Source organism: Intestinirhabdus alba (genome assembly GCF_009711095.1).
Lineage (GTDB): Bacteria > Pseudomonadota > Gammaproteobacteria > Enterobacterales > Enterobacteriaceae > Intestinirhabdus > Intestinirhabdus alba.
Genome location: NZ_WMJZ01000011.1, coordinates 1 through 14510, shown reverse-complemented (window position 1 = coordinate 14510; position 14510 = coordinate 1). Strand labels below are relative to the sequence as shown.

Annotated in this window: 11 protein-coding genes and 2 pseudogenes; 12 read left to right on the top strand and 1 reads right to left on the bottom strand. The window is 60.6% G+C overall.

All coding sequences use genetic code 11. The features are described 5' to 3' along the window. Positions 1-26 precede the first annotated feature (26 nt). From cheR to bglB, 9 genes are all read left to right on the top strand, one after another. Positions 27-893 (top strand): protein-glutamate O-methyltransferase CheR, encoded by an 867-nt coding sequence (gene cheR, locus GJV78_RS09580; protein WP_155108133.1) that lies wholly within the window; start codon positions 27-29, stop codon positions 891-893. Further along, on the top strand, positions 890-1939 hold the full coding sequence (locus GJV78_RS09575; protein WP_155108132.1) for a protein-glutamate methylesterase/protein-glutamine glutaminase: 1050 nt from the start codon (positions 890-892) through the stop codon (positions 1937-1939). The genes cheR and GJV78_RS09575 overlap by 4 nt, the downstream gene beginning before the upstream one ends. A gap of 17 nt (positions 1940-1956) precedes the next feature. Further along, complete coding sequence (cheY, locus tag GJV78_RS09570) at positions 1957-2346, top strand: chemotaxis response regulator CheY (RefSeq protein WP_155108131.1); 390 nt, start codon at positions 1957-1959, stop codon at positions 2344-2346. A 10-nt stretch (positions 2347-2356) separates the two neighbouring features. Then, complete coding sequence (cheZ, locus tag GJV78_RS09565; RefSeq protein WP_155108130.1) at positions 2357-3001, top strand: protein phosphatase CheZ; 645 nt, start codon at positions 2357-2359, stop codon at positions 2999-3001. A 201-nt stretch (positions 3002-3202) separates the two neighbouring features. Next, the gene (flhB, locus tag GJV78_RS09560; protein WP_167519484.1) at positions 3203-4351 is read left to right on the top strand and encodes a flagellar biosynthesis protein FlhB; all 1149 of its coding nucleotides are present in this window, start codon (positions 3203-3205) and stop codon (positions 4349-4351) included. Continuing rightward, entirely contained in the window at positions 4344-6422 is a 2079-nt protein-coding gene (gene flhA, locus GJV78_RS09555) for a flagellar biosynthesis protein FlhA (RefSeq protein ID WP_155108129.1), read from the top strand. Before flhB ends, flhA begins: the two co-directional genes overlap by 8 nt. Then, positions 6419-6814: a flagellar protein FlhE gene (flhE, locus tag GJV78_RS09550; protein ID WP_330998797.1), complete on the top strand. Its 396-nt coding sequence runs from the start codon at positions 6419-6421 to the stop codon at positions 6812-6814. The genes flhA and flhE overlap by 4 nt, the downstream gene beginning before the upstream one ends. A gap of 387 nt (positions 6815-7201) precedes the next feature. Continuing rightward, positions 7202-8782 carry an MFS transporter gene (locus GJV78_RS09545; protein WP_155108128.1) on the top strand — a complete coding sequence of 527 codons (1581 nt, stop codon included), beginning with the start codon at positions 7202-7204 and terminating at the stop codon, positions 8780-8782. Between the two features lie 4 nt (positions 8783-8786). Then, complete coding sequence (gene bglB / locus GJV78_RS09540; RefSeq protein WP_155108127.1) at positions 8787-9926, top strand: beta-galactosidase BglB; 1140 nt, start codon at positions 8787-8789, stop codon at positions 9924-9926. A gap of 238 nt (positions 9927-10164) precedes the next feature. Here the strand turns inward: bglB and argS are convergent, their stop codons facing one another. Further along, the gene (argS, locus tag GJV78_RS09535) at positions 10165-11898 is read right to left on the bottom strand and encodes an arginine--tRNA ligase (RefSeq protein ID WP_167519482.1); all 1734 of its coding nucleotides are present in this window, start codon (positions 11896-11898) and stop codon (positions 10165-10167) included. A 190-nt stretch (positions 11899-12088) separates the two neighbouring features. Between argS and GJV78_RS09530 the strand changes: the two genes are divergently transcribed. The 3 genes and pseudogenes from GJV78_RS09530 to GJV78_RS24120 form a co-directional block, all read left to right on the top strand. Continuing rightward, entirely contained in the window at positions 12089-12664 is a 576-nt protein-coding gene (locus tag GJV78_RS09530) for a VOC family protein (RefSeq protein ID WP_155108126.1), read from the top strand. Between the two features lie 359 nt (positions 12665-13023). Then, positions 13024-13300, top strand: a pseudogene (locus tag GJV78_RS09525) (copper homeostasis protein CutC); the annotation flags it as partial. A gap of 1100 nt (positions 13301-14400) precedes the next feature. Further along, positions 14401-14510: pseudogene (locus GJV78_RS24120) on the top strand (type VI secretion system tip protein VgrG); the annotation flags it as partial.

The following is a 14510-nucleotide window of genomic DNA, read 5'->3' as shown; positions in this document are numbered from 1 at the left end:
ACCCTGAATGGAATAAAGAAAGCGCTATGACATCAACTCTGCCCGATGGGCAAACGTCATTACTAATCCAGATGACCCAGCGCCTTGCGCTGTCCGACGCGCATTTTCGTCGAATTTGTCAGCTCATCTACCAGCGTGCAGGGCTTGTGCTGGCGGACCACAAGCGGGACATGGTGTATAACCGCCTGGTTCGCCGCCTGCGCACCCTGGAGCTGGACGACTTTGGCCGCTACCTCGGTATGCTGGAAGCCAACCCGAACAGCGCGGAATGGCAGGCGTTTATCAACGCCCTGACCACCAACCTGACCGCGTTCTTTCGCGAGGCTCACCACTTTCCGGTGCTGGCGGATCACGCCCGGCGACGCGGCGGCGAGTACCGCGTCTGGAGCGCGGCCGCCTCAACCGGGGAGGAGCCTTACAGCATCGCCATTACCCTTGCCGATACGCTCGGCCTGGCACCGGGCCGCTGGAAGGTTTTCGCCAGCGATATCGATACCGAAGTGCTGGAGAAGGCCCGCAGCGGAATTTACCGCCTTGATGAGCTGAAAACGTTGTCGCAGCAACAGCTACAGCGCTACTTCATGCGCGGCACCGGCCCGCACGAGGGGCTGGTGCGGGTGCGCCAGGAGCTGGCGAGCCACGTGGAGTTCTCCTCCGTGAATCTGCTGGATAAGCAGTACAACGTGCCGGGGCCGTTCGACGCTATTTTCTGCCGCAACGTCATGATCTACTTCGACAGGACGACACAGCAGGAGATCCTGCGTCGTTTCGTTCCTCTCCTCAGGCCTGATGGCATTTTGTTTGCCGGCCATTCAGAGAACTTTAGCAACCTCGTGCGCGAATTTAGCCTCCGCGGACAGACGGTATATACGCTAAGTAAGGATAAAGCATGAGAAAAATCAGGGTGTTGTCGGTGGATGATTCGGCGCTGATGCGCCAGATCATGACGGAGATAATTAACAGCCACAGCGATATGGAAATGGTCGCGACCGCGCCCGATCCGTTGGTCGCCCGGGATTTAATCAAAAAATTTAACCCGGACGTGCTAACGCTCGACGTTGAGATGCCCAGAATGGACGGACTGGACTTTCTTGAGAAGCTGATGCGCCTGCGCCCGATGTCGGTGGTAATGGTCTCATCACTGACCGGGAAAGGTTCGGAGGTCACCCTGCGGGCGCTGGAGCTGGGGGCGGTCGATTTCGTCACCAAGCCGCAGCTGGGCATTCGCGAAGGGATGCTGGCCTACAGCGAAACCATCGCCGAGAAGGTGCGCACCGCGTCGCGCGCCAGGGTGAGCGCCCATAAGCCTACCCCGGTCCCGGCGACGCTGAAGGCCGGGCCGCTGCTCAGCTCCGAAAAGCTGATTGCCATCGGGGCCTCCACCGGCGGCACCGAGGCGATTCGCCACGTGCTGCAGCCGCTGCCGCTCTCCAGCCCGGCGGTGATCATTACCCAGCATATGCCGCCCGGCTTTACCCGCTCCTTTGCCGAGCGGCTCAACAAGCTCTGCCAGATTAGCGTAAAAGAGGCGGAGGACGGGGAGCGGGTATTGCCGGGCCATGCCTATATCGCCCCCGGCGACAGGCATATGGAGCTGGCGCGCAGCGGGGCGAACTATCAGATCAAGATCCACGACGGCCCGCCGGTTAACCGGCACCGGCCGTCGGTCGACGTGCTGTTTCATTCGGTAGCGAAATATGCCGGGCGCAACGCCGTGGGGGTGATCCTCACGGGGATGGGCAACGACGGCGCGGCCGGGATGCTGGCCATGCATCAGGCGGGGGCCTGGTGTATTGCGCAAAATGAAGCAAGTTGTGTGGTGTTCGGCATGCCGCGTGAGGCCATCAATATGGGTGGCGTAAACGAAGTGGTCGATCTCAGCCAGGTAAGCCAGCAGATGCTGGCGAAAATCAGTGCCGGACAGGCAATACGCATTTGAATCAGGAGTAATACTAAATGGCGGATAAAGAGCTTAAATTTTTGGTCGTGGATGACTTTTCCACCATGCGTCGCATTGTGCGCAATCTGTTAAAGGAGCTGGGATTCAATAACGTTGAGGAGGCTGAAGACGGCGTTGACGCGCTCAACAAGCTGCAGGCCGGAGGCTTTGGCTTTGTGATTTCCGACTGGAACATGCCGAATATGGATGGCCTGGAGCTGCTGAAAACCATTCGCGCCGATGGCGCAATGGCCTCGCTGCCGGTGCTGATGGTAACGGCGGAGGCGAAAAAAGAGAACATTATCGCTGCGGCGCAGGCGGGGGCCAGCGGCTACGTCGTCAAACCGTTCACCGCGGCGATTCTGGAAGAGAAGCTGGGTAAAATCTTTGAAAAATTAGGCATGTGAGGGCATGACGATGATGCAACCATCCATCAAGCCCGCTGATGAACATTCAGCCGGGGATATTATCGCGCGCATCGGCAGCCTGACCCGAATGCTGCGGGACAGCCTGCGCGAGCTGGGGCTGGACCAGGCCATCGCCGAAGCGGCGGAGGCGATCCCGGACGCGCGGGATCGTCTGGACTACGTGGTGCAGATGACGGCGCAGGCGGCGGAGCGGGCGCTGAACAGCGTGGAGGCTTCACAGCCGCACCAGGATGAAATGGAAAAAGGGGCCAAAGCGCTCTCCGGGCGCTGGGACGAGTGGTTTGAAAACCCCATCGAGCTGGCGGACGCCCGCGAGCTGGTGACCGATACGCGGAACTTCCTTCGGGAGGTGCCGGAGCACACCAGCTTCACCAACGCCCAGCTGCTCGACATTATGATGGCGCAGGATTTCCAGGATCTGACCGGTCAGGTCATTAAGCGGATGATGGACGTGATCCAGGAGATCGAGCGTCAGCTGCTGATGGTGCTGCTGGAGAACATGCCGGAGCAGGGGGCGCGGCAGAAGCGCGAAAACGACAGCCTGCTTAACGGCCCGCAGGTGAACACCGCGAAGGCCGGCGTGGTCGCCAGCCAGGATCAGGTGGACGACCTGCTGGACAGCCTGGGATTCTGAACCAGCCGCCGCCTTGCCAAAGGCGGCGGTTTCCCGACCGAACGGCCATACAGCGTAAACCGCCGGGTAAAAGTTGCCCAAATCCGCACCGGCGGCCTCCTTAACGCCATAAACCCCGCCCTTTTTAGCGCTTACTCGCCCCATTGTCCGGGCGGCGTTCTGGCATCATTTCTCTCCGTCTGAGTATCCGGAGTCTGCTGCGTGTCTGAAGAGAGCGACGACAAAACGGAAGCCCCCACCCCCCACCGACTTGAAAAAGCGCGTGAGGAGGGGCAGATCCCCCGCTCCAGAGAGCTGACCTCCATGCTGATCCTGCTGGTGGGGGTATGCATCATCTGGTTTGGTGGCGATGCGCTGGCCCGACGGCTCTCCGGGATGCTATCGGCCGGGCTGCGCTTTGATCACCGGATGGTCAACGATCCGAATCTGATCCTTGGGCAGATAATCCTGCTGCTGAAAGGGGCGATGATGGCGCTGCTGCCGCTGATTACCGGCGTGGTGCTGGTGGCGCTGATCGCCCCGACGCTGCTCGGTGGGCTGCTGTTCAGCGGTAAATCGCTGCAGCCTAAATTCTCTAAGCTTAACCCGCTGCCGGGCATCAAGCGGATGTTCTCCGCCCAGACCGGCGCGGAGCTGCTGAAGGCGGTGCTCAAATCGACGCTGGTGGGCAGCGTGGTGGGTTTTTATCTCTGGAGCCGCTGGCCGGAGATGATGCGCCTGATGGCGCAGCCGCCGAGGGAAGCCATGGGCAACGCCCTTGACCTGATCGGGCTGTGCGCCCTGCTGGTGGTGATGGGGATGCTCCCGATGGTGGGATTCGACGTCTTCTTTCAGCTTTTCAGCCATATAAAGAAGCTGCGCATGTCGCGTCAGGACATCCGCGATGAGTTCAAGCAGAGCGAAGGCGATCCGCACGTTAAGGGGCGCATTCGCCAGATGCAGCGCGCGGCGGCGAGTCGTCGGATGATGGCGGACGTGCCGAAAGCCGACGTTATCGTCACCAACCCGACCCACTACGCGGTGGCGCTACAGTATGACGAAAACAAAATGAGCGCGCCGAAGGTGCTGGCTAAAGGGTCGGGCAGGGTGGCGCTGCGCATTCGCGAAATCGCCGCCGGACATAAGGTGCCGACCCTTGAAGCGCCGCCGCTGGCGCGCGCGCTCTACCGGCACGCTGAAATTGGACAACAGATCCCCGGCCAACTGTACGCCGCCGTGGCGGAGGTGCTGGCCTGGGTATGGCAGCTTAAACGCTGGCGGCTCGCCGGCGGCCAGCCTCCCCCGAAACCTGCAAATCTTCCGGTGCCCGAGGCGCTGGATTTTATGAACGAGAAGAAAACTGATGGCTAATCTGGTGACGATGCTGCGCCTGCCCGGCAACCTGAAAACCACGCAATGGCAGATCCTTGCCGGGCCGATCCTTATTCTGCTGATCCTGTCGATGATGGTGCTGCCGCTGCCGGCCTTTATCCTCGACCTGCTGTTTACCTTCAATATCGTGCTGTCGCTGATGGTGCTGCTGGTGGCGATGTTCACCCAGCGCACGCTGGAATTTGCCGCCTTTCCGACCATCCTGCTGTTTACCACTCTGCTGCGGCTGGCGCTTAACGTCGCCTCAACGCGCATTATTCTGATGGAAGGCCACACCGGCGGCGCGGCGGCGGGCAAGGTGGTCGAGGCGTTCGGCCACTTCCTGGTCGGCGGCAACTTCGCCATCGGCATCGTGGTGTTCATTATTCTCGTCATCATCAACTTTATGGTCATTACCAAGGGGGCCGGGCGTATCGCCGAGGTGGGGGCGCGCTTTGTGCTCGACGGAATGCCCGGCAAGCAGATGGCGATTGACGCCGACCTGAACGCCGGGCTGATCGGCGAGGACGAGGCCAAAAAACGCCGCGCCGAGGTGACCCAGGAGGCGGACTTCTACGGCTCGATGGACGGTGCCAGTAAGTTTGTGCGCGGCGACGCCATCGCCGGGATCCTGATTATGGTGATCAACGTGGTGGGCGGCCTGCTGGTGGGCGTGCTGCAGCACGGTATGAGCATGGGAAGCGCGGCGGAAAGCTACACCCTGCTGACCATCGGCGACGGCCTGGTGGCGCAGATCCCGGCGCTGGTGATCTCCACCGCGGCGGGGGTTATCGTTACCCGCGTCAGCACCGATCAGGACGTCGGTGAACAGATGGTCGGCCAGCTGTTCAGCAACCCGAGCGTGATGCTGCTCAGCGCCGGGGTGCTTGGCCTGCTGGGCCTGGTGCCGGGGATGCCGAATCTGGTGTTTCTGCTGTTTACCGCCGCCCTGCTGGGGCTGGCCTGGTGGCTGCGCGGGCGCGAACAGAAGGCACCCGCCGAACCGCAGGCGGCAAAAGTGCCGGAAACCAGCCCGGTGGTGGAGGCGACCTGGAACGACGTTCAGCTGGAGGATTCGCTGGGAATGGAGGTGGGCTACCGCCTGATCCCGATGGTGGATTTTCAACAGGACGGCGAACTGCTGGGGCGTATCCGCAGCATTCGTAAAAAGTTCGCCCAGGAGATGGGCTTTCTGCCGCCGGTGGTGCATATCCGCGACAATATGGATCTGCAGCCCGCCCACTACCGCATCCTGATGAAAGGGGTGGAGATCGGCAGCGGCGACGCCTGGCCGGGGCGCTGGCTGGCGATCAATCCCGGCACCGCCTCGGGTACGCTGCCGGGGGAGCGGACTACCGATCCCGCCTTTGGCCTTGAGGCCGTCTGGATCGAGAGCGCGCTGAAAGAGCAGGCGCAGGTCCAGGGGTTCACCGTGGTGGAGGCCAGCACCGTGGTCGCCACCCACCTGAACCATCTGATCGGCCGGTTCGCCGCCGAGCTGTTTGGCCGCCAGGAGGCGCAGCAGCTGCTGGATCGCGTATCCCAGGAGATGCCGAAGCTGACGGAGGATCTGGTGCCGGGCGTGGTGACGCTCACCACCCTGCATAAGGTGTTGCAAAACCTGCTCGATGAGAAGGTGCCGATTCGCGATATGCGCACCATCCTTGAGACCCTTGCCGAACATGCGCCGCTGCAGAACGATCCCCATGAGCTGACCGCCGTGGTGCGCGTGGCGCTGGGCCGGGCCATTACCCAGCAGTGGTTCCCCGGCAGCGACGAGGTGCAGGTCATCGGCCTTGATATGGCGCTGGAGCGTCTGCTGCTGCAGGCGCTGCAGGGCGGCGGCGGGCTGGAGCCGGGGCTGGCGGATCGCCTGCTGGCCCAGACCCAGGAGGCCCTGTCGCGCCAGGAGATGCACGGCGCGCCGCCGGTGCTGCTGGTCAACCATGCCCTACGCCCGCTGCTTTCACGCTTCCTGCGCCGCAGTTTGCCCCAGCTGGTGGTGCTGTCGAACATGGAGCTTTCCGATAACTGTCATATTCGTATGACCTCGATCGTGGGAGATAAATAGTGCGTTATTTACTTTGGCTGTTGCTGATTCCGCTGGCGGCGATGGCGGCCGGGGAGGGGGCGTGGCAGGCCAGCAGCATTGGCATTACGCTTAACCACCGCGGCGAGTCCATCTCCTCTTCGCCGCTGGCTCCCGGCCAGCCGGTCTCCGGGCTGATGACGCTGGTGGCCTGGCGCTATGAGCTGAACGGCCCGACCCCCGCCGGCCTGCGGGCGCGCCTCTGTTCCCTGGCCCGCTGCGTGGAGCTGGACGGCCAGAGCGGCACCACCATGGGCTTTAACAACGTGCCCGCCGCCGAGCCGCTGCGCTTTATCTGGGAGGTGCCGGGCGGCGGTCGGCTGATTCCGGCGCTGAAGGTGCAGCGCAACGAGGTGATTGTCAACTACCGGTAACCGACCTCCCGCCAGCCCGGGCGGCGGCGAAAAGCGCCGCCCTTCTAATTTTTGACCCTTCCTTTTAATTAACAAGAAACACTGTTTTATAAATCAGTGACACCCGTTGCCGGACCCTTTGCATTTTTGCCAGCCGGGAAAAAGAGGTGGCAAAAATGGCAAGGTTTCGCATTGTGTAAGCTCTTACTGTGGCCGTGTATACCCTAAATAATTCGAGTTGCATGAAGGCGGCAAGCGAGCGAATCCCCGGGAGCATAGTGAACTATGTGACCGGGGTGAGTGAGCGTAGCCAACGTACATGCAGCTTGAAGTATGACGGGTATAACCACTCCCTTTGGCGATGCCAACAGGTCGGGAGTTCCCCAACCATTTGCAGGGTGAACGGCGATGAAAACACGAAAAATTGGCCTGGTGAACTATTTAGCCTATGGTTCAGGCGACTTTCTGGGTGCGGGCACCACCGCGCTTACCGCAGCATGGCTTCTCTATTTCTATACCACCTTCTGTGGGCTGACGCCGATCGAGGCAACCTTTATTTTTGCCGCCGCCCGGGTGCTGGATGCGGCGATCAGCCCGCTGATGGGCTTTCTGACCGATAACTTCGGTTCCACCCGGCTGGGCAGGCGTTTCGGACGGCGAAAGTTCTTTATTCTGCTGGGTATTCCCTGCGTCTTCAGCTACTCGCTGATGTGGGTCGGCGACATGAGCTTCTGGTACTATCTGCTGACCTATCTGGCGTTTGATATGGTCTACACCATGATCCTGGTGCCGTACGAGACGCTGGTGCCGGAAATGACCGACGATTTCAAACAGAAAACGAAATTCTCCGGGGCGCGCATTTCTATGGCGCAGATGTCGGCGATTCTCGCCTCGTTCCTGCCGGGGATCCTGCTGACCGCCTTCGGAAAGAACAACCCGATCTCCTTTTTTTACGCCAGCCTGGTGTTTTCGGTGCTGTGCGCCCTGATGCTGGTTTTCGTCTGGTGTTTCACCTGGGAGCGCCCGCGCGAGGCGTGGTCCGGGGCCGCGCTGCGCGCCGAGGAGCAGAAGAAAAGCCTGAGCTTTAGCCAGAGTATGCGTCGGCTTACCGTTGAGCTTAGCTCCACCCTGCGCATCCGTATCTTCCGCCAGCACCTGGGCATGTACCTCGGCGGCTATATCGCTCAGGACGTCTTTAACGCCGTTTTTACCTGGTATGTGGTGTTCGTCTTGATGCAGGAGGCTTCCGTGGCGTCAAATCTGCTGGGCACCATGGCCATCTTCCAGTTTATCGCGGCCATCGCCATGATTCCGCTATGCATCCGTTTTGGACCAGCGCCGTCGTACCGGATGGTAGTGGTGCTGTTTGGCCTCAGCTCGCTCTCTTACGCGCTGCTGTGGTACGCCGGGCTGAGCGATGTTTATGCGCTGCTGCTGCTGGTCTCTGCGGCGGCCGGGCTGGGACGCGGGGGCATCAACTATGTGCCGTGGAATACCTACACCTATATCGCCGACGTGGATGAAGCGATCACCGGACAGCGCCGGGAGGGGATCTTCGCCGGGATCATGACCCTGACCCGCAAAGCTTCCCAGGCCGGCGCGGTGATGCTGGTGGGGATCGTGATGCAGACCTCCGGCTTTGTCTCGGGTCAGAGCACGCAGCCTGAGGCGGTCAGCCACACCATTCTGCTGATCCTGAGCTGCGGCACGCTCATCGTGCTGGCCTGCGGCTTCCTTATTTCCCTGCGCTTTAAGCTGAATCTACAGACCCACCGCACCCTGTGTGAAGAGACCGCCAGAATGCGCGAGTCGGATCGGGCGATGCCGGACATCACCCCGCAGGCCCGGGCCACCGTTGAGATGCTGACCGGTATGCCGTACGAATCGCTTTGGGGTAACAACAACATCGGCTATCTGAACCGCAACAAACCCGCCGCGCCGTCTCTTGAGCACGTTCCGGCGCTGAATTCGACACTGAACAGAGGTTAATACTATGAAAGTCTGGCCCGTCAAACATAGCCCGCTATTACGTCAGCCGGAGCGCTTTATTTCCCGGGAGGCGTTAAAGGATCTGATCCAGACGATAACGGGCAGTCTGGTTGCTATTCGTGATGAGACCGGCCAGTTTTTGCTGCGGCTGGACGACGGTCGGGTCATCGACACCAAAGGCTGGGCCGGCTGGGAGTGGACCCACGGCGTCGGCCTGTACGGAATGTATCAGTATTACCGCCAGACCGGCGACGTGACGATGCGCGAGATCGTCGACGGCTGGTTCGCCGATCGCTTCGCCGAGGGGGCTACCACCAAAAACGTCAACACGATGGCACCGTTTCTGACCCTGGCGTATCGCTATGAGGAGACGCGCAATCCGGCCTACCTGCCGTGGCTGGAGAGCTGGGCGGAGTGGGCGATGTATGAGATGCCGCGCACCCGCTGCGGCGGTATGCAGCACATTACCCTGGCCGAAGAGAACAGGCAGCAGATGTGGGATGACACCCTGATGATGACGGTGCTGCCGCTGGCGAAAATCGGTAAGCTGCTCAACCGCCCGGAGTACGTGGAGGAGGCGATCTGGCAGTTTCTGCTGCACGTGCAGAACCTGATGGACCGGAAAACCGGCCTCTGGTTTCACGGCTGGAGCGACGACGAGCGGCATAACTTCGCCAACGCCCGCTGGGCGCGCGGCAACAGCTGGCTGACCATCGCGATCCCGGATTTCCTGGAGCTGGTGGATCTGCCGGAGGGGAGCGCGGTGCGCCGCTACCTGGTGCAGGTACTGAACGCGCAGGTCGCCGCGCTGGCCGCCTGCCAGGACGAGAGCGGGCTGTGGCATACGCTGCTCGACGATCCCGACTCTTACCTCGAAGCGTCCGCCACGGCGGGGTTCGCCTACGGCATTCTGAAGGCGGTGCGCAAGCGCTACGTCAGCCCGACCTGTGCGGCGGTGGCGGAAAGGGCGGTCCGGGGCATCGTGGCGCATATTTCGCCCCAGGGGGAGCTGCTGCAGACCTCGTTTGGCACCGGCATGGGCCACAATCTCGACTTCTACCGCAACATCCCGCTCACCGCCATGCCGTACGGCCAGGCGATGGCGATTCTGTGCCTGACGGAGTACCTGCGTAACTACTACTGACCCTGACGGCGGCGTCCGGCGAAAGCAAAAAAGGCCCGGGTACGGGCCCAGGCTGAGACTGATGATAAACCCCAGGCCGAACTCGGTCGGCCATAATCACCACAAAAATAAACAAGGAAAATCAATTCATTGATTTTCGGCTGCTAACCACAAAGAGGGAAAAACCACGTTTTTTCCCTCTTTGTCAGCAATCTGAAGCCCGGGTACGGACCCAGGCTTCGCTGCTTATCGCGGCGAGCTACATGCGCTCTACGGTTTCAATACCCAGCGTGTCGAGACCCAGCTTCAGGGTCTTCGCCGTCAGCTGCGCCAGCTTCAGGCGGCTGTTGCGCACCTCTTCGCTTTCGGCGCTGAGGATCGGGCAGTGTTCATAAAAGCCGGAGAAGAGGCCCGCCAGATCGTACAGCCAGGCGCACATCACGTGCGGGGTGCCTTCGCGGGCGACTACGGTGAGCGTCTCTTCAAACTGCAGCAGGCGGGCCGCCAGCTGCGCCTCGCGCTCGTCGCGGATAACCACCTGCGCCGCGGCGAGGGCGCTTTCGTCAACCTGCGCCTTGCGGAACACGGAGAGCACGCGGGTGTAGGCATACTGCATATAGGGGGCGGTGTTGCCCTCAAAGGCCAGCATGTTGTCCCAGTCGAAGACATAGTCGGTGGTGCGGTTTTTGGAGAGATCCGCATACTTCACCGCGCCGATGCCCACGGCGTTGGCCAGTTTTTCCAGCTCGTCGGCGGGCATATCCGGGTTCTTCTCCGCCACCAGACGGCGGGCGCGCTCCAGCGCTTCGTCCAGCAGGTCGGCCAGCTTCACCGTGCCGCCGGCGCGTGTCTTAAACGGCTTACCGTCTTTGCCGAGCATCATGCCGAACATGTGGTGCTCCAGCGGTACGGAGTCCGGCACGTAGCCCGCCTTGCGCACGATGGTCCACGCCTGCATCAGGTGCTGGTGCTGGCGGGAGTCGATGTAGTAGAGCACGCGATCCGCGTGCAGGGTTTCATAGCGGTAGCGGGCGCAGGCGATATCGGTGGTGGTGTACAGGTAGCCGCCGTCCCGCTTCTGCACGATGACCCCCATCGGCTCGCCCTCCTTATTGCGGAATTCCTCAAGGAATACCACGGTGGCACCGTCGCTCTCCACCGCCAGGCCTTTGGCCTTCAGGTCGGCGACAATCCCCGGCAGCATCGGGTTATACAGGCTTTCACCCATTACGTCGTCCCGGGTGAGGGTGACGTTCAGACGATCGTAGGTGATCTGGTTCTGGGTCATGGTGATGTCCACCAGCCTGCGCCACATCTCAAGGAAGTAGGGGTCGCCGCCCTGCAGCTTCACCACGTAGTTACGCGCGCGTTCGGCGAAGACTTCATCTTCGTCATAGTGCTTTTTGGCGTCGCGGTAGAAGCCTTCCAGATCCGCCAGCGCCATGTCACCGGCGTTCTCCTGCTGCTGTTTTTCCAGCCAGGCGATCAACATGCCGAACTGGGTGCCCCAGTCGCCGACGTGGTTGGCGCGGATCACGCGATGGCCAAGAAACTCCAGCGTACGCACCGCGGCGTCGCCGATGATGGTGGAGCGCAGATGGCCAACGTGCATCTCTTTCGCCACGTTCGGCGCGGAGTAGTCGACCACCACGGTCTGCGGCGCGGGCTTCGCCACGCCCAGCCGTTCGCAGGCCAGCGCCTGCTGCACCTGTTCGGCCAGAAACGCCGGGTCAAGAAAAATATTGATAAAGCCCGGACCGGCGATCTCCACTTTACTGGCGATGCCGCTGAGATCCAGATGAGTCAGCACCTGCTCAGCCAGCTGTCGCGGGGCCATGCCCAGTTTTTTGGCTACCGCCATCATGCCGTTAGCCTGATAGTTGCCGAACTGAACTTTTGCTGACTGACGAACCTGCGGCTCGCAGTCGGCAGGCGCGCCTGCCGCAATCATGGCCTGACTGACTTTTTCTGAGAGAAGTGCCTGAATATTCACCGGAATACCTTACGTTTATGCTGCGGGTTGACCTTCACCGCGCCAGTTTAAGAATTTAGGCCGCGAGTATACTGCAAATGCCCGTTGCCGTCAGCACCGCGCGCCGGGCGACGTCCCGGAGAATTGCGGTTGGTTGACGCCCGGCGACGCGGTAAATTAGCGGGCCTGACCACCGATAAGAGCATTGACTATGGCGAACTGGCAAACCATTGATGAACTACACGATATTTCCGCGGATTTGCCGCGATTCACCCAGGCGCTGACGGCGCTTACCGAACGCCTGGCCCTCGATATCGCGCCGCTGGAGGCGGATCATATTTCCCTGCGCTGCCATCAGAACGCGACCGCCGAACGCTGGCGTCGCGGGCTTGAACGCTGCGGGGCGCTGCTGTCTGAAAACCTCATTAACGGCAGGCCCATCTGCCTGTTCAGGCTGCATGAGCCGGTCCGCGTGGCCCACTGGCGGATAAGTATTGTCGAGCTGCCCTGGCCGGGAGAGAAGCGCTACCCGCACGAGGGCTGGGAGCATATTGAGATTGTCCTGCCGGGGGAGCCGGAGACCCTCAACGCCAGAGCGCTGGCCCTGCTTGCCGATGAGGGGCTTTGCCAGCCGGGGATCTCGGTGAAAACCCGTTCGCCGAAGGGGGTGGGGGAACGCCTGGCGAACCCGACCCTCGCGGTGACCGACGGTAAGGTCACCGTTAAGTTTCACCCGTGGTCGATTGCCGACATCGTGACCAGCGAACGGGCGTCGTGCGGGGGCTGACCTCCGGGCAAAGAGCCGATGCCGTAGAGGGCTTATACCCTAAATAATTCGAGTTGCAGGACAAAACGCAGCGCGTTTTGAACAGCCCCGGGGCTGGCCCCGAAGGGGTGAGGCCTTCAGGCCGAATCACGCGGCGACGCAGTGACAAATTCGTCAGGAACGAATTTGAACAGCCGCAGGCTGCCTCTGGTGAGAGACAGGGATGTCTCTCATTAGTCCCCGGGAGCTTACTGGAGTAAGTGACTGGGGTGAGCGAGGACAAATCGGCTTAGCCGATTTGAACGCCGCTGGCGGCGGCCCTTCAGGGTGAGGCCCTTGGGCCGAATAAAGCCAACGCACATGCAACTTGAAGTATGACGGGTATAACAATAATTATGGAACTAATTGCCCGGGGAGAGGCTCCAATCATTATGGCCGGTTCCGGGGTTCGCGCAGCGAATCTGCCGCGCCTGCTTGCGGCGGGCGTGCAGGAAGTGCACCGCTCTGCGGCCAGGCGGCTCGACTCACCGAGGCGCTACCGCATCCGGAGCTGTCGATGTCCGGCGACGGGCGGGCGGATGAGTATTCCCGCCACCTGGTAGAGGGCGCAGAGGTGGCCCCATGAAGGCCATCATCAGGCGGCGTCCGGCCAGCTGATTTTACCGTTGCATCATGTCGCCCAATATGATGCTTGCTCGTACCAGGCCCCTACCATTTCAACAGGGGCCTTTTTTTATGCATCTGCTCCCTGACGCTGGCCCCTTCGCTCTGATAAACCGCCCCAGGCGGTATACAGGGCCGGCTGCCGCGACGCCGTTATCCTGATAAGCCGCCAGGAACTATTCTTCGGCAGCTTTAAACTTCTACGAACGGCTCACGCCAGCGCACCGGGCTGCCCCCATAACAAGTCGCCCGTCAGCGGCTTTTTGTCTTCAGAGGTTGCGATGGATAAGAAAATTTGTGCCGTGTGTCTGCCAGTGGACAAGTCCGCCGTGGTTATCGTCGCCATAATTAGCAACGAGGTGGCTGCTCCCCGCCGTAAACGGCGAGGGGTTGCGGAAGCCGTATTATTTTCCTGCCCTCTTTATTTTACTGGTTAATGTAATTTGCCGCTGCTGCACGCTATACGAGGCTGAAAGATTATTTACCTGGCGGATACGCTTTTTTTGCTGACTGAATAAGTTATATCCGCTGAATATAGCCGGCGGACGCCGATTATTTCCTGTAGCAACGGTCGGAGCGCTGTTATTTTTTAGTGTAGCCGTGCATTTCCCTTTAGGGAGGTAATGTTCTATTATCGCTGAGGCGGGCCGCACGCCGGGTGATAGCCGTTGAAGGCAAAATAATTAGTATTCGTCTCCATAAATAAAGCGACCCTTCAGGGTGAGGCCCCTGGGCCGAATAAAGCCAACGCACAGGCAACTTGAAGTATGACGGGTATATATCGCTGTTTCTGGCTGGCGCAATAAATACCGCCGAATTTTTTCGACCAGTGTTACCCGAAAACAGATATTAAAAATTTATTGAGTAACGGCAAATAATAGTACCGATAAATATAACCATGACGAGGGCGGAAAAATTTTCCGCGTTGTCCGGCGTCGCTGAGTAAAGGATCCGCTAATCCAGATCCTGACCTGATGCGCTTTGGTCTACAGCGACTGGCGGTAGCGTCCCTGAAAAACGGTAAACCGGCCCCGGACGCTTACCGAACCCTCATCGCCTGCCCTGGCCTGACTGACGATATAAGGAGTGTATCAATGAACCTGACGGAAGCTATGCAAAACGTAGTCAGCGGCAGCCTGAACCGCTACCGGCTGGATATTCCGTCCTGCGCTTCAGCCCTGGACGTGGAGCATTTCAGCGGCCG